The organism is Sphingobacterium mizutaii (assembly GCF_900187125.1).
Lineage (GTDB): Bacteria > Bacteroidota > Bacteroidia > Sphingobacteriales > Sphingobacteriaceae > Sphingobacterium > Sphingobacterium mizutaii.
Genome location: NZ_LT906468.1, coordinates 1,449,552 through 1,466,421 on the forward strand (window position 1 = coordinate 1,449,552; position 16,870 = coordinate 1,466,421).

15 protein-coding genes are annotated in these 16,870 nt (G+C 38.9%); 12 read left to right on the forward strand and 3 right to left on the reverse strand.

Going from position 1 to position 16,870, the window contains the following annotated elements:
* Positions 1-135: 135 nt before the first annotated feature.
* The 3 genes from lon to rnhA all read left to right on the forward strand — a co-directional run bounded on the left by lon (position 136) and on the right by rnhA (position 3,867).
* A complete protein-coding gene (lon, locus tag CKW03_RS06190; RefSeq protein WP_093095067.1) occupies positions 136-2,598 on the forward strand; it encodes an endopeptidase La in 2,463 nt (820 codons plus the stop codon).
* Between the two features lie 173 nt (positions 2,599-2,771).
* Entirely contained in the window at positions 2,772-3,305 is a 534-nt protein-coding gene (locus CKW03_RS06195; protein ID WP_093095069.1) for an FUSC family protein, read from the forward strand.
* A gap of 55 nt (positions 3,306-3,360) precedes the next feature.
* Positions 3,361-3,867, forward strand: coding sequence for a ribonuclease HI (gene rnhA / locus CKW03_RS06200; RefSeq protein WP_093095071.1), 507 nt, complete (start codon positions 3,361-3,363; stop codon positions 3,865-3,867).
* A 38-nt stretch (positions 3,868-3,905) separates the two neighbouring features.
* On the opposite strand, the gene CKW03_RS06205 is transcribed toward rnhA, so the two are convergent.
* The gene (locus tag CKW03_RS06205) at positions 3,906-5,933 is read right to left on the reverse strand and encodes a M3 family metallopeptidase (protein WP_093095074.1); all 2,028 of its coding nucleotides are present in this window, start codon (positions 5,931-5,933) and stop codon (positions 3,906-3,908) included.
* A 116-nt stretch (positions 5,934-6,049) separates the two neighbouring features.
* On the opposite strand from CKW03_RS06205, the gene CKW03_RS06210 reads away from it, so the two are divergent.
* The 8 genes from CKW03_RS06210 to CKW03_RS06245 all read left to right on the forward strand — a co-directional run bounded on the left by CKW03_RS06210 (position 6,050) and on the right by CKW03_RS06245 (position 13,411).
* On the forward strand, positions 6,050-6,520 hold the full coding sequence (locus CKW03_RS06210; RefSeq protein WP_139185400.1) for a hypothetical protein: 471 nt from the start codon (positions 6,050-6,052) through the stop codon (positions 6,518-6,520).
* A gap of 114 nt (positions 6,521-6,634) precedes the next feature.
* The gene (locus CKW03_RS06215; protein ID WP_093095077.1) at positions 6,635-7,264 is read left to right on the forward strand and encodes a TetR/AcrR family transcriptional regulator; all 630 of its coding nucleotides are present in this window, start codon (positions 6,635-6,637) and stop codon (positions 7,262-7,264) included.
* 54 nt (positions 7,265-7,318) lie between these two features.
* On the forward strand, positions 7,319-8,614 hold the full coding sequence (locus CKW03_RS06220; RefSeq protein ID WP_093095078.1) for a TolC family protein: 1,296 nt from the start codon (positions 7,319-7,321) through the stop codon (positions 8,612-8,614).
* Positions 8,615-8,619: 5 nt separating this feature from the next.
* Positions 8,620-9,522, forward strand: a complete 903-nt coding sequence (locus CKW03_RS06225) for an HlyD family secretion protein (protein WP_093095080.1) — start codon at positions 8,620-8,622, stop codon at positions 9,520-9,522.
* Positions 9,523-9,529: 7 nt separating this feature from the next.
* On the forward strand, positions 9,530-10,438 hold the full coding sequence (locus CKW03_RS06230; RefSeq protein WP_093097683.1) for an ABC transporter ATP-binding protein: 909 nt from the start codon (positions 9,530-9,532) through the stop codon (positions 10,436-10,438).
* A 1-nt stretch (position 10,439) separates the two neighbouring features.
* On the forward strand, positions 10,440-11,186 hold the full coding sequence (locus tag CKW03_RS06235) for an ABC transporter ATP-binding protein (protein WP_093095082.1): 747 nt from the start codon (positions 10,440-10,442) through the stop codon (positions 11,184-11,186).
* Positions 11,187-12,293: an ABC transporter permease gene (locus tag CKW03_RS06240; protein ID WP_093095084.1), complete on the forward strand. Its 1,107-nt coding sequence runs from the start codon at positions 11,187-11,189 to the stop codon at positions 12,291-12,293.
* Positions 12,290-13,411: an ABC transporter permease gene (locus CKW03_RS06245; RefSeq protein ID WP_093095085.1), complete on the forward strand. Its 1,122-nt coding sequence runs from the start codon at positions 12,290-12,292 to the stop codon at positions 13,409-13,411. The genes CKW03_RS06240 and CKW03_RS06245 overlap by 4 nt, the downstream gene beginning before the upstream one ends.
* Positions 13,412-13,775: 364 nt before the next feature.
* Here the strand turns inward: CKW03_RS06245 and CKW03_RS06255 are convergent, their stop codons facing one another.
* On the reverse strand, positions 13,776-14,891 hold the full coding sequence (locus CKW03_RS06255; RefSeq protein WP_236736429.1) for an MBL fold metallo-hydrolase: 1,116 nt from the start codon (positions 14,889-14,891) through the stop codon (positions 13,776-13,778).
* Positions 14,892-15,073: 182 nt separating this feature from the next.
* On the opposite strand from CKW03_RS06255, the gene CKW03_RS06260 reads away from it, so the two are divergent.
* Positions 15,074-15,319, forward strand: coding sequence for a hypothetical protein (locus tag CKW03_RS06260; protein WP_093095089.1), 246 nt, complete (start codon positions 15,074-15,076; stop codon positions 15,317-15,319).
* Between the two features lie 78 nt (positions 15,320-15,397).
* Here CKW03_RS06260 and CKW03_RS06265 read toward each other — a convergent pair whose 3' ends face one another.
* Entirely contained in the window at positions 15,398-16,789 is a 1,392-nt protein-coding gene (locus tag CKW03_RS06265) for an arginine decarboxylase (RefSeq protein WP_093095091.1), read from the reverse strand.
* Between the last annotated feature and the right edge of the window lie 81 nt (positions 16,790-16,870).

Genomic DNA, 16,870 nt, shown 5'->3' on the forward strand with positions numbered 1-16,870 from the left:
GATACCAAACAATAATAGCATAAAATGTACCAAAATTCGGACTTGGCACTTTGCTTGCACTATATGAGTTCATTAATTTTAAAATAAAAAATAGCTGATCGTCTGACAAGATGTCGGCAAGCTGGACATGTACATATGAACAAATTTGATTCATTCAATTTTAATCAAACGTTACCTATCATAAACGAAGAAACTGAATTCTTTCCATTATTAACTCAGCAAGATGAGGACGAAATGAGGAATGCAGAAATTCCCGATCAACTTCCAATTCTACCCTTAAGGAACACGGTTCTTTTTCCAGGGGTAGTGATTCCAATTACGGTTGGTCGTGATAAGTCTATTAAACTGGTAAAAGATGCCTACAAAGGGGATCGCACCATTGCTGTTGTATCTCAAAAAGATATGAGCGTGGAGGACCCAAACTTTGATCAATTGAACAAAGTGGGAACCGTTGCCCATATCATCAAGATTTTGCAAATGCCTGATGGAAACACTACGGTGATCATCCAGGGTAAGCAACGCGTGAAACTTAAGGAGCTGGTTCAAACGGAACCTTATCTGATTGCCCGTGTAGAGAAATTTCCAGAGGATAAACCAAAAACAAGCAGTAAAGAATTCAAAGCCTTGATTTCTTCTGTTAAGGAAATGGCTTTGCAGATCATTCAGCTTTCGCCAAACCTACCGAGTGAGGCTGGGATCGCTATCAAGAATATCGAAAGCCCAACTTTCTTGGTCAACTTTATCTCTTCTAACCTTTCTTTGGAATTAGAGCAGAAGCAAGACCTATTGGAAATTAAAGATTTCGTGAAGCGTGCTAAACAATTGTTAGAGCATTTGACGACTGAAATCCAGATGTTGGAGCTGAAGAATCAAATCCAAAATAAAGTAAGGATTGATTTAGATAAACAGCAACGTGATTATTTCCTGAGCCAACAACTGAAGACCATTCAGGAGGAACTGGGAGGAAATACTCCAGACCTTGAGATCGAAGAACTGAAGAAAAGGGCTAAGGCAAAAAAATGGAGAGATGATGTGGGCAAGCATTTCCAAAAAGAATTGGAAAAATTAGCTCGTATCAATCCGGCAGCTGCTGATTATTCGGTTCAGTTAAACTACCTGGAATTGCTCTTGGATTTGCCATGGGGTGAATTCACCAAGGATAATTTTGATCTGGCCAGAGCGGAAAAGGTTTTGAACAAAGACCATTACGGGCTGGAAAAAGTGAAGCAACGTATCATTGAATATTTGGCGGTATTGAAGCTGAAAAATGATATGAAAGCTCCGATCTTGTGTTTGGTAGGGCCTCCAGGAGTAGGAAAGACTTCATTAGGAAAATCCATTGCCAAGGCATTGGGAAGAAAATATACTCGTATGGCCTTGGGTGGTATCCGCGATGAAGCGGAAATCCGAGGACATAGGAAAACCTATATCGGCGCAATGCCGGGCCGTATCATTCAATCCCTGAAAAAAGCAGGAGCTTCAAACCCTGTGTTTGTATTGGATGAAATCGATAAAATTGGTTCTGATTTTAAAGGTGATCCATCCTCAGCTCTATTGGAGGTACTGGACCCGGAACAAAATACCCACTTCTATGATCATTATGTAGAGATGGAATATGATCTATCCAAAGTGATGTTCATTGCTACTGCCAACTCTTTGAGCGGTGTGCAACCAGCTCTCTTGGATCGTATGGAGATTATTGAAGTCAATGGTTATACCATTGAGGAGAAGATCGAAATCGCTAAGAAACATTTGCTGCCTAAGCAGAGAGAAATGCATGGTATCCAAGCAAAAGATATTTCTTTGAAACCGAAGATGATCGAAAAAATCATTGAAGAATATACGCGTGAATCGGGTGTTCGTGGTTTGGAAAAGAAAATCGGTTCGATCGTAAGAGGGATTGCGACAAGGATCGTGATGGAGAAACCTTATGATCATAACCTTTCTGCCGAGGATGTGGAAGAGATCTTGGGTCCTCCAATCTTTGACAAAGATCTTTATGAAAACAATGATATTGCTGGGGTTGTAACTGGCTTGGCTTGGACTTCCGTAGGCGGTGATATCTTGTTTATAGAGTCTAGCTTGAGTCCGGGTAAAGGGAAATTGAGTTTGACCGGTAACTTAGGGGATGTGATGAAAGAGTCAGCAGCAATTGCAATGGCTTACTTACGATCGCATTCAGATGAGTTTGGTATTGACTTTAAAGTATTTGACCAATGGGACGTGAATATACACGTGCCTGCAGGTGCTACTCCGAAGGATGGACCGTCAGCTGGTATCACGATGTTGACTGCTTTAGCATCCTTGTTTACCCAGCATAAGGTAAAACCTAAATTGGCTATGACCGGTGAGATCACTTTACGTGGTAAGGTGTTGCCAGTAGGAGGGATCAAAGAGAAAATCTTGGCTGCTAAGCGCGCAAATATTAAGGATATTATCTTAAGTAAATCCAACCAAAAGGATATTTTGGAAATCAAGGAAGATTATATCAAGGATTTGAATTTCCATTATGTTACTGAAATGCGTGAGGTTGTTAAATTGGCACTTCTTGATGAAAAAGTGAAGAATGCGAAACAATTAAATCGAGAGAATTACTAATACTAAATTGCATAATAGCTAAGGCACAATTCATTCAGAATTGTGCCTTTTTTATGTTCTGTAAAGCTGGGAAATAAATCTTTAGTGTTTGGTAATCAGGTAGAATTGTCAGTAGTATTCCATCTTGCAAGGTTAATTTTAATTACAATTTAATAAACAGTATTTTTGCGGAAATGAATCTCAACAGTAATACAGCGAGGTTTGTCAAGCGGGTTATTACCTCACCTCTTTTAATTTATATCATCCGGTGTCTGATTGGTTTTGTCGTGGGTTACTTATTGTATCTAAGGTTTAAACAGTTTGAGATCTTCTGGGCATTATTATCCATTATTTTAGTTATTTCACCTGAGGAAAAGGATTCCAAGCGACTTTCCATAGAACGTTTCAAATCCAATTTTGTTGGTTCTGTCGTTGCAATGGCCTGTGTATGGTTATTGCCCAAATCGGTGTACTCTATTATGACTGGTATCGTGCTGACGATATTTCTTTGTTGGGGATTCAAGATCCTGAATATGGCAAGGGTGGCAATTGTGGCTCTGTTGATCATTATGATTGAACCACATCATACCCAAATAGCATATACTCCAATCTATCGTGCTCTATCTACTGGCCTTGGCTGTATAATAGGTTTGACCATAGTGATCGTCTCTTCGGGCCTGATCCAATTCCTGCGAGATAAATACAAAGTGTTTACAGAGCCTGCCTAACAGCGAGTTGCAATATTAAGCCAGCACTAACAATTAATTCATTATTTTTACGCCAATGATTGAATTATATACTGACGGCGCATCTAGCGGAAATCCAGGTCCTGGTGGTTATGGAACTATCCTAAGGGCAATATATCAAGGCTCAAATCCTGAATTTCAAGGTAAGCTCATCGAAAAGGAATTTTCGGGCGGTTTTAGGAAAACAACCAATAACCGCATGGAATTACTCGCAGTAATTATTGGTTTGGAGGCCTTGAAAAACCTCAATCAGCAAGTGACCATTTTCTCAGATTCGAAATATGTAATCGATGCAATCGATAAAAAGTGGGTGTATGGTTGGATAAAAAAGGGATTTCAAGGAAAGAAGAATAAAGATCTATGGATGCGGTTGATGAATGTGTATAAATTGCACCAGGTCAAATTAGTTTGGGTGAAGGGGCATGCTGGACATCCATTGAATGAACGCTGTGATCAATTGGCTGTTAAGGCCTCAAAAGATAAATCCACATGGAAGATAGATTCTGTTTTTGAAGCAGAATTGCAAAAAGGCTTAGATATTTAATCTAAGCCTTTTTCTTTTTATATGTTATTGTGGATTGTTTAGATCAATCCGGCACGTTTCAACAATGGATCTACGGATGGTTCTTTACCCCGGAACTGTTTATAAAGTTTCATAGGGTGTTCGGTTCCTCCTTTAGATAGAATATTGTCTTTGAATTTCTTTGCGACCTCTGGATTGAAGATACCTTCTTGCTTGAAATAGTCGAATGCATCTGCATCCAATACCTCAGCCCATTTATAAGAATAATAGCCCGAAGAGTAACCGCCATCAAAGATATGGGAGAATGAAGTGGACATCACATTTTCTTTGACATCCGGGTAGATGGCTGTTTCCTCAAACTGTTTGGTTTCGAAGTCTTTTACCTTACTGATGGAGCTAGGATCCTGTCCATGCCAGCCCATATCCAATAGTCCAAAGCTCAACTGTCTGACCGTTGCCAGTCCTTCTAAGAAGGAAGCGGAATCTTTGATTTTCTGGATATACTCCATGGGTATGGTTTCGCCGGTTTCATAATGTTTTGCGAATAGCTTTAAGGCTTCTTCTTCATAGCACCAGTTTTCCATGATCTGACTTGGGAGTTCGACGAAATCCCAATACACGGAAGTTCCTGAAAGGGTAGGATAGGTCGTGTCGGCCAACATGCCATGCAAGGCATGACCAAACTCATGGAACAAGGTTGTAACCTCGTTGAAGGTCAATAAAGAAGGTTTACTCGAGGTAGGCCTTGTAAAATTACAGACGATGGATACATGTGGTCTTTCATTATGACCATCTTTAATGTATTGCGATTTGTAAGAGGTCATCCATGCTCCATTTCGCTTTCCTTTGCGAGGAAAGAAATCGGCGTAGAAGACTGCTACAAGATTGCCATCATCGCTGCTCACCTCATAGGTCTGCACCTCTGGGTGATATTTGTCTATATTTTGGATTTCCTTGAAATTCAAACCGTAAAGACGATGAGCTATATCAAAGACTCCGTTCAATACATTGTCGAGTTTGAAATAAGGTCTTAGTTTTTCATCATCTAAATTGAAACGTTCTTTCTTCAATTTTTCTGAATAATAGCTACCGTCCCATTTTTCTAAATGGTCTAAGCCATCCTTTTCTTTGGCATATTGGCTCAGTTCAGCAAATTCTTTTAATGCTGCGGGTTTGCCTTTTGCAAGCAGGTCATTTAAGAATGCCGTAACGGTATTGGGATTTTGTGCCATGCGTTCTTCTAATTTGAAGTGTGCATGGGAATCATAACCCAATAACTTAGCACGTTGATGTCTTAGTTTTGCTATTTTTAGGATAATTTCTTCGTTGTTATTGGCATTATCTTGAAAACCCTTTTTACCGGCAGCAATTGCTAATTCCTTTCTCAATTCACGATTGCTTGAATAGGTCATAAAAGGGATATAACTTGGATAATCCAAGGTGAATATCCAACCTTCCTTTCCTTCCTCTTTGGCAAGCTCATGAGCGGCTTCAATTACAGATTCTGGAAGCCCATCTAGATCTTCCTTTTTCAAAATATGTAATTGATAAGCATTGGTATCCGCCAATACATGTTCTGCGAAATTTAATTTCAACACAGACATTTCTTGGTCTATTTCACGAAGTTCCTTCTTCTTTTCATCAGAAAGTAGGGCGCCATTTCGAACAAAATCCTTGTAGTTTTTAGTCAGGAGCGTGTCTTGTTCAGGACTCAGGTTTAAGTTTTCCTTTTGGTCATATACTTCCTTGATCTTTAGGAATAGATCGTAATTCAAGGTGATGTCCGAGCTTAATTCTGCCAACATAGGAGCTACTTGCACGGCAATTTTTTCTAATTCATCATTCGTTTCCGCAGAATGGAGATTGAAAAATATATTGGAGATCCTGTCCAATTGCATTCCTGAAAAGGAAAGCGCTTCGATGGTGTTTTCAAAAGTTGCAGGTTGGGGATTAGAAGCGATCCGTTCAATTTCCTTTTTCGTTTCAGCGATTGCTTCTTGGAATGCTGGAACGTAATCTTCGTTTTTGATTTGGGAAAAGGGAGCAGTATTGTAATTCGTCTCGAAAGACTTTGTCAGAATATTCATAGTATATAAAGTTACAAATATAAATCTAGTGGAAATGTGTCCTGAATATACATTTATCAAGATTTTACGGAAACATTACGTATTATTATGTTGTTATAACAATAAAAAACAAAAACATGAGAAATATCGCGAAGTCCTTATTTGTTGTTCCGGTTCTGTTGATAAGCATGAGTGCTTGTAATAATTCAGGACAGGAGGCGAAAGGCAACAAGGAAAATGATTCTGTGGATAATGATTGGACTGCGACAGAGTTGGTCGGAAAATATGTGTTTGAAGCAAAAGGAGATACCATATTGCTGGATTTGAAAAACCAAAATGATTCTTTGGTGGGGCCATTAAGTTATAATTTCCAAGAAAAAGATAAGAACAATGGTGAGTTCCGAGGTGTAATCAAAGACTCTTTATTGGTTGGTGAATACAGTTTTATGTCAGAGGGAGTGAACTCTGTAAGAGAAACAGTTTTTGGCATTGTTCCAGAAGGATTAATTGAAGGTTTTGGCGATGTTGAAGAGATTGATTCGAAGTTTGTTTTCAAAAATATAGATAGTTTGAGGTTTGATCATGGGATGATTTTACATAAAAAATAAGCTTCTAAAGGGGTGTTAGTTGATTTTATTTAAAAAGTTTGGTCATTTGATTAAAATGTTTGTTCAATTAACGTAAATGTTCTTATCTTTGTGCAATCTCAAGTGAAAAGCACAATGACGAATAAGAAGGAAGAGAAAGAACTAGATACATCAACCGAAGAAAAAATAAAGGAAGCAGCCCGCATCGTATTTCATAAGAAAGGATTTGCAGCGACCCGGACTAGAGATATTGCTGATGAAGCAGGAATCAACTTATCCCTTTTAAACTATTATTTTAGAAGTAAGGAAAAGCTTTTTGAACTCATTATGTTGGAAACATTAGGTGAGTTTGTTAAAGGCTTGGTCATGGTATTGAATGACCGTGAGTCTACCTTGTTGGAGAAGGTGAGTGCCATTGCAGAGCATTATATCGATTCAATCAAGGATAAGCCCGAGATCCCTGGGTTTATTGTGAGTGAAATCCGCAACAATGTCAATAATATTTTAGAGAAAATTCCAGTCCGTGAAATATTGGCTGAATCTTTCTTTGTCCAGCAATTGGATGCGGAAATCAAGAAAGGAACCCTGAAAGAGGTTAGTCCGATCCAATTCATAATGAATGTTCTGGGTATGGTTCTGTTTCCTTTTATTGCTCAGCCTATGATCATGAGCGGAACTGGTCTTAATAATCAAGAGTTTTCTGACTTGATGGAAGAGCGTAAGAAGTTGATTCCCATTTGGGTACAGTCTATGTTTAAAGCATAGTCTATTTTTTTAACCATTAATTGGTCAATTGTTTAAATCAATATATTAAAATATATGATTAAGGTAAATGTCTTTACGAAAGTTTTAAGTTTTATTCTATTTACGGGGCTAGGAATTAGCTTCGCGGTTGCTCAAACTACGGCGGGTAACTTAAGTTTAGAGGAGTGCTATAGTCTTGCTCGTTCAAATTATCCCCTGATCAAGCAGCAGGACCTCATATCGAGGACTAATGAATTCTCTTTGGATAATGCTCAAAAGGCTGTCATGCCACAGTTAAGCATAGCTGGGCAGGCAACCCATCAATCGGATGTTACTTCGATGCCTATTAAGCTTCCTAATATGGAAATTCCTACCATTAGTAAGAGTCAATATAAGGTTTATGCGGAGCTGACACAATCCTTAACAGGTTTGGTGAATCTAAAGGACCAAAAAGAAAGCTTGAATGTCAACACTGCGGTAGAAAACCAAAAGGTTGAGGTAGAAATGTATAAGCTCAAAGAACGGATCAACAATCTCTATTTTGCCATATTGCTCTTAGAAAAGCAAAAAGAACAGATCGAGCTGAGTATCCAAGACCTACAGAGCGGAATTGAAAAAATGGAAACAGCTGTAGCCAATGGCGTTGCGCTCAGAAGCTCGGCTAGTAATTTGAAAGCTGAAAAGCTTAAAGCTGATCAACGAATTACAGAATTGGAATTTAACAAAAAAGCTTATTTGGAAGTTCTAGGAGTGATGATCGGACAAAAGCTAGACCCTAAAGCCAGATTACAGACTCCCTCTTCATTGCAACTGAACAATGAAATCCATAGGCCGGAACAGACCTTGTTTTCTCTACAGAGAAAATCCTTAGATGTTCAGAATAAATTGATTGATAATAAGTCCTTGCCTCAATTTAGCCTTTTTGTTCAAGGTGGTGTTGGGCAGCCTGCATTGAATATGCTGAATCCGGAAACTCAAGGGTTTTATATTGCTGGATTGCGTTTGGCTTGGAACCTGAATAGTTTCTATACCCAGAAAAATGAGAAGAATATCATAAGAAACAATCAACGGATATTGGATGTCCAAGAGGAAACTTTCCTGTTCAACACAAAAATGAACCTGAATCAACAACAAACGGAGTTGTCTAAGTATCAGGAGCTGCTGAAAACCGATCAAGAGATAATCGACCTGCGCGAACAGGTGAAAAATTCTACTTTGAACCAATTAAATTATGGAACAGCAACTAGCAACGATTACCTCATTTCGGTGAATGTAGTTGAACAAGCGAAACAGAACTTGGCCCTACATGAAGTGCAATTATTAATGGCTCAATATAACTTACAAACAACAACTGGAAAAGCAGAAAATTAATCATAATGAAAAGACTAAAAATATATTTGCTCCTAGGTACTGGAATACTGGCCTTAGGGTCCTGCAAAAATGATAAAGATACCTTTGATGCGTCGGGAAGCTTTGAAGCAATAGAGACCATCATATCTGCAGAAGCAAATGGAACCATCAAGGAATTTAATCTTGAAGAAGGGGATCAATTAGCCGTAGGTCAACAAATAGGTTATATAGATACGGTGCAGACCTATCTGAAAAAACGCCAATTGGAAGCACAAGTAGGAGCAGGTTTAAGTCGAAAACCTAATATTCCTGTCCAGCTTTCTGCCATCAAGGAACAGATACAACACCTGGAACGAGAAAAGATCAGGACACAGAACTTAATTGCAGGTGATGCGGCGACTCCAAAGCAGTTGGATGATATCAATGCGCAGATAAAACTATTAAACAGGCAATTGGATGCACAACAATCCAGTCTTTCGATTTCAAATCAAAGCATAGGAAAAGAGGTAGTGCCATTGGAAGTGCAGATCTACCAATTGGAAGATCAATTAAAGAAATCTAAAATTGTAAACCCTGTTCAAGGGACAGTCTTGACAAAATATGCCGAAGTAAATGAAACTGCCGGTATGGGGAAACCCTTGTATAAAATCGCGGACCTATCCAATATGATCCTGAGGGCATATATTACCGGCAATCAACTTCCAAATGTCAAACTGAACCAAAAGGTTCAGGTGTTGACCGATGATGGAAACGGTGGTTACCATACTGCCGAAGGCATCATTACATGGATAAACAGTAAGGCGGAATTCACTCCGAAGACCATACAGACCAAGGATGAGCGGGCTAATCAAGTTTATGCCATCAAGGTCAAGGTAAAGAACGACGGAAGGTATAAGATTGGGATGTACGCTGAAATAAAGTTTATCTGATATGGATATGGTGCAAGTAGTTGATCTGGTAAAGACTTACAATAAAGGTGCCCTCACTGCAGTGGACCATGTTGACTTTTCTGTAAAAAAGGGAGAGCTCTTTGGTCTAATCGGTCCAGATGGCGCCGGGAAGACCAGTATTTTCAGGATTTTGACTACGCTCTTGATGCCTACAGAAGGAGCTGCAACTGTTGCAGGTCTGGATGTTGTCAAAGAGTATAAGCAGATCCGAAAGCTGGTTGGCTATATGCCTGGAAAATTTTCCTTGTACCAAGACTTGACCATTGAGGAGAACCTGAATTTCTTTGCATCGGTTTTTGGAACTACCGTAGAAGAGAACTACGACCTGATCAAAGATATCTATGTGCAGATCGAACCTTTCAAGGATAGGCGTGCTGGTAAATTGTCTGGCGGGATGAAACAGAAGCTTGCGCTGTGCTGTGCTCTGATCCATAAACCTGAGGTCTTGTTCTTGGATGAACCTACAACAGGTGTAGACGTTGTTTCTCGCAAAGAATTTTGGGAAATGCTGGCAAGATTAAAGGATCAAGGGATCACGATCTTGGTTTCAACACCCTATATGGACGAGGCAACCCTTTGCGAACGTATTGCCTTGATCCAAAATGGTCAGATCCTGAGCGTTGAAACTCCTGAAGAAATCATCAAACAGTATCCAGATCCATTATATGCCATCAAGGCTAATAATATGGGCAAATTATTGGTTGATCTCAGGAATAATCCGAATATCAAAACTTGTAATGCATTTGGTGAATACCACCATATCAGTTTTAAAGAAGATCAAGGCCATGCTAAGGAAATGCTGCTGAAGTCCTTGGAAAATCAAAACCATCAAGGCTTAATTATCGATGATATCCAACCGAATATCGAAGATTGTTTCATTAATCTAATGAACTAATATGACAGATGAAGTGGTAATAAAGACGGATAAGCTGACCAAGAAATTTGGCGATTTCATAGCGACCAACTCCATTAGCTTTGAGGTTTATAAAGGTGAGATCTTTGGGTTCTTGGGTGCCAATGGCGCTGGTAAAACAACAGCCATGAAGATGCTTTGTGGTCTTTCAAAGCCCAGTTCTGGAGAAGCGAATATTGCTGGTTTTGATATCTATAAACAAACAGAGGAAATCAAGAAGAACATTGGTTATATGAGCCAGAAGTTTTCGCTTTACGAGGATCTAACAGTAAATGAAAATATTGATTTTTTTGGAGGCATCTATGGCCTCAATTATAAGCAACTTAAAGAAAAACGGACCGAACTATTAAAGACCTTAGGATTGGAGAACGAAGCCAAGAAATTGGTGGCTTCTTTGCCCTTGGGTTGGAAGCAAAAGTTGGCATTCTCTGTTGCGGTCATCCACGATCCGAAGATCGTATTCTTAGATGAGCCTACCGGTGGAGTGGATCCTGTTACCCGTAGGCAGTTTTGGGACTTGATCTATGCTGCAGCAGCTCGTGGGATAACCATATTTGTGACTACTCACTATATGGACGAAGCAGAATATTGTAACCGGATATCGATGATGGTGGATGGTGAGATCAAAGCCTTGGATAGCCCACTAAACCTGAAACAAAAATATAAGGCAGATACTATGGATGATGTGTTTTATGAACTGGCTCGCGCCGCAAAACGAAAGGGAGATTAAATGAAACAGTTTATGTCTTTCGTAAGGAAGGAATTCTACCATGTGTTCAGGGATAGAAAGACTTTGTTGATGTTGTTTGGACTGCCGATCGTGCAGATTGTACTCTTTGGATTCGCCCTCACCAATGAGGTGAAGAATGCGAAAATCGTGATCTGCGACTATTCACAGGATATTGCAACGCAGGAGTTAACCAGGAAATTTGAAGCAAATCGAAATTTCCAGGTTACTAAATCCTTAATGAGCTATAAAGATATTGAGGACTCCTTCCAAAAGGAAAACATCAAGCTTGCGGTAGTTTTTCCTGCGAATTTCAATGAGGATCTACTGCATCTGAAAAAAGCCCAAATCCAAGTAATTACGGATGGGTCTGATCCTAATACTGCCAGTACCTTGCAGAATTATGCAAATGCCATCATCATGGATTATCAAATGGAATTGATGCAGGGTCAAGAGATGCCTTATTCCATCAATACCGAACTCAGGATGCTCTATAATCCTGAACTAAAAGGAGCGATGAACTTTGTTCCGGGGATTATGGCCTTGGTCCTAATGCTTATCTGTGTGTTGATGACAGCGGTTTCTATAGTGAAGGAAAAAGAAATGGGAACCATGGAAATCTTATTGGTTTCGCCGTTTAATCCTTTTCTGGTGATTGTTTCAAAGGCACTTCCTTATTTCATGTTATCATTGATCAATTTGGCGGTCATCTTGATCATGGCAGTGACGCTAATGGGGATGCCAATCCATGGCAGTTTGATCTTGTTGGTTGTCGAGAGTGCACTGTTGATCATCTGTGCCCTGTCAGTGGGTCTATTGATTTCCAATGTGACTAATTCCCAACAGGCAGCTATGTTGATCTCGATGATGGGGATGATGTTGCCAATCCTTTTGTTTACCGGTTTTATGTTTCCGATTGAGAACATGCCCATGCCATTGCAGATAGTTTCCAATTTAGTTCCTTCGAAATGGTATTATATCATCGTAAAATCAATCATGTTGAAAGGGTTGGGGATTACTGCAATCTGGAAAGAAACCTTGATTCTGATCGTAATGACGGTAATTCTTTTGGTATTAAGTTTGAAAAATTTTAAAACAAGATTGGAATGAGATCATTGTTGTTTTTATTAAGAAAGGAATTCAAGCAGATCTTTAGGAATAAAGCATTGCTGCCATTGATTTTTATTGCACCCATCATGCAATTGATAATCCTTCCGTTTGCGGCGGATTACGAGGTGAAAAACATCAATGTTTCCATTGTGGACCATGACCATTCTCCATCTTCCCAACAATTGATTGCGAAAATGACGGCTTCTGGATATTTTAGGTTGACAGATTATGGGCAATCCTTTAAAGAAGCTTTGAAACAGATTGAAAACGAAAAAGCAGATTTAATCCTGGAGATTCCAACGAATTTCGAAAGGGATCTGATCAAAGAGAAGTCAGCCGAATTGTTTATAGCTGCCAATGCGATCAATGGCGTGAAAGCAGGTTTAGGTTCAAGCTATCTCAGCCGCATAATCAGGGACTTCAATGAAGATATCCGGACCAAATGGGTTAACCAAAATGGAGTTTCTGCCAATTCGCTTATTGATGTCACCTCTTCCAATTGGTTCAATCCATACCTGATCTACAATAAATTTATGGTGCCGGGTATTTTGGTCGCTTTAGTGACCATGGTCTGTTCCTATATGTGCGCCTTGAATATCGTCAAGGAAAAAGAGGTCGGAACCATTGAGCAGATCAATGTGACACCGATCAAGAAATATCAATTTATCCTTGGCAAACTGATTCCATTTTGGATCATTGGGATGTTTGTCTTTACTGTAGGATTATTTGTGGTTGGCCGTTTTATATATGGAATAGTGCCCGTTGGCAATCTGTTTTGGTTGTATGGTTATTTATCGATTTACCTGGTTGCCATTTTAGGGCTAGGCTTGTTGATATCGACCATTTCGGAAACTCAGCAACAAGCGATGTCGGTCGCATTCTTTTTCATCATGATCTTTATGATGATGAGCGGATTATTTACATCCATCGACAGCATGCCTCAATGGGCATACATAGTCACGAAAATGATTCCTGTAACTTATTTCATTGAAGTGGTCCGGATGATTGTTTTAAAGGGCAGTGATTTTTATGATATCCAACATCATTTCTTGATCATCACTGGATTTGCCATCTTGTTGAATGGTTTAGCGATCTGGAATTATAGAAAAACATCATAGGGCAATATCATTAATTTAAGGATTTTATGTCGAGGTCACAATCTTTTAATGGTTTCTCAGACCAGACTTCAATCCTTCCGCAGGAAGTCCTTTAGCAACCGGCTCATTTCCAGTGGCGGAAAAATGGAAAGAATGCCGTTGACCTGTGCGATGGGATTGGCCTTGGGATGCTTTCTTCAAAATTCTCCAACTAAAGGGAGAATTTTGAAGAAAGATATCCCCGACAACAAGGCATTCTTTTCATGTGCGCTGGATGGTGCGAAAAGCCACCTTAAATGAGCCAAAGCGTTTTGGTTACTTTTGCGCTTCAAAAGTAACGAAGGATCTTTGTTTTTTAAAACTTAAGAGCTTTATTCATAGGGGTTTATTCAATCTCTGTCCACCATTCCTTGGTGTCATTATCTTTATCTAAATAAATAAGCTGTCCCATTCTTGGAGTCCAAATTGGGACATTTTTATTCTTAGCCTCTTTCGTAATACGGATCATCGGGTCATCCCAAGCATGATTGGCAAGAGGGAATTTAGAGTTATGGACAGGGATTATTCTTTTCGCCTGCAATTCTTGAGCTGCTGTAACAGCTTCTTCTGGCATTAGGTGAATGTATTTCCATAATTCATTGTATTGCCCATTTTCAAGGATGGCAACATCAAAAGGACCATATTGATCGCCTATTTCCTTAAAATGTTTGCCATAGCCAGAATCTCCGCCTACAAATATTTTCAACGAATCAGCTTGAACAACAAAGGATGACCATAAGCTGGTATTTCTCTTTAACCAACGGCCAGAAAAGTGCCTTGCAGGTGCAGCGGTGATTTGTAAACTGTCTAGCGTCAATTTCTCACCCCAATACAATTCATGGATCCGTTCAGTAGGGTAGCCCCATTTTTCGAAATGGGCTCCAACTCCTAAGCTCGTCACCACGTCCTTTACCTTACTCTTCAATTGCAATATGGAAGGATAATCCAAGTGGTCATAATGATCATGGGTAAGGATGAGGATATCGATTTCAGGAAAATCTTCCGCATTATATTTATGGGTCATTTTGAATGCCTTTACACTGCCCGGAATGGGTGAGGCATTCCCATTTAAAACAGGGTCCACCAAGATCCTTTTTCCATTCAGCTGCATATAGTAGGAGGAATGACCAAACCATACATATACATTTTGGTCCAATGGAATGTTCTTTAAATCAGTAATCTCGACGGGTAAAGGTTTTACAGGGACATTTCTCTTATCCTTTTCAAAGAAAAAAGACCTGAATACAGCAACTTGGCTTACACCTTCCTTAATAGCTGGTGTTTTTTCTAAATTGTCAAATACCCCATCTTTAAAGGTGGCGGTATGCTCCATTCTCTCCAATCGATCAGCAGAAGCCAAAGCTCCCATTTGATCCGAACGGCTTAATAAATATACTGCCACAGCGATAATTAGGACTAAGGCAAGGATGATATACATAAGTATCTTAAATATTTTTTTCATGTTAATGCGGCACAATTTACAGTATTATCTGTAATCTGATTGCAATAAATGAATTAGGTAAAGTATCTCACTCTTGATTTCAATAATTATGTAAAAATTAACCAATAAAAAATAAAATAATTAACGAATAGTTAATTTTCATTTATAATTTTGTGTTAGTTCTTTAACATAAACAGTGAATCATGTATTTAATTGGAGATTCTTCGATCAAATTGTTTTATAAAACAATTAACGATTTGGACAAGAAGTATCAAGATTACCTCGCCAATGATGGGAAGTGGTTAGGCGGGGGATTTCAAAATTTATTTTGCGTCTTACCAATACCAGGCTCAAAAAACTACCAACTAAATTTAAAACCAGATGTATTTATGCAATTACCTCGAACATTACGAAAAGAAATCAGCGGATTAGTATTTATGGATGGCTAGGCATAAAAAAGGTTTAGCCCTAAAGTAAAAAAGCAAGTTAATATCAATTAACTTGCTTTTTTTATTGTGAAATCAGGCTTATTGGTAGCCCAATAATTTCATTACTTGTTTTGAATTTTGCTCTTCGCCAAACACCTCATAGTTAAATGTCTCGTCTCTATTTCTGCGGATCAAAACATGCTTCGGTGAAGGTAATAAACAATGGTGAATTCCACCGTAACCACTCAATACTTCTTGATAAGCTCCAGTGTGGAAGAAACCAAGATATTGTACTTTTCTGGTTTTTGGCATAAATACCGAGTTCATATGTGCTTCTTGGTTATAGTAATCTTGACCATCGCAAGTGATACCACCAAGGTTAACACGCTCATATTCCGAATCCCAATTATTGATCGGCAATAAGATGTACTTCTGGTTCAACGCCCAAACGTCAGGAAGGTTGGTGATAAAAGAACCGTCCAACATTAACCATTTCTCACGGTCGTTCTGTTGTTTTCTGCCCAATACCTTATAAAGGATACCTGAAGCCTCAGCAACGGTGTACTTACCGAATTCCGTAATGATATCTGGTTCTACAACCTCATGGTGAGCACAGATCTGTTTGATGCGGTTGACAATCTCGTTAACCATGTATTCATAATCGAAATCATGAACCAATGAGTCTTTGAATGGCATACCACCACCAATGTCCAAAGTATCTAAGTCAGGGTTGATCTTTTTGAACTTACAGTACAAGGTCACATATTTCTCAAGCTCATTCCAGTAATATGGAGTGTCAGAAATACCTGAATTGATAAAGAAGTGCAATAACTTCACCTTGAAGTGTGGATTATCTACGATTTTGCTGTTGTAGAAATCAATCACATCTTCCATCCTGATCCCTAATCTGGAAGTATAGAATTGTGAATCTGGTTGCTCCTCAGCAGCAATACGGATACCAAGGTTACAAGGTTCAGAAAGCTCAACTTCATCATCATACATGTTGAATTCCTCTTTGTTATCCAATACTGGGATAATATTACGGAATCCATCATGCAACATGTCAACAATGTACTGTTTGTATTGGTAGGTTTTAAAACCATTACAGATCACTGTAATGTCCTTAGTCACCTTACCTTGTCGCTCTAAGGCATCAATCATAGGCATATCAAAAGCCGAAGAAGTTTCCAAGTGGATATCATTCTTCAAGGCCTCTTCAACGATATGTTTGAAATGCGAAGATTTTGTACAATAGCAATATTTATATGATCCGCGATAGTTATATTTCAACATGGCAGTTTGAAATAAGATTTTCGCTTGTTGTATCTTTTTGCTGATAATGGGTAAATAGGTAAAACGTAGGGGAGTACCGTACGTTTCTATCATTTCCATCAAATTCAAATCGTGGAAGTACAATTCGTCATCGATGATATCGAATCCGTCTTGCGGAAAACCAACACTTAAGTCAAGAAATTCCTGATAGCTCTGCATTTTTTATTATTTTTGGCAAAGATATGCTTTCACGATGAATACCTAAATAATCAATGCGTTATTTTTTAAATTCATTATCAG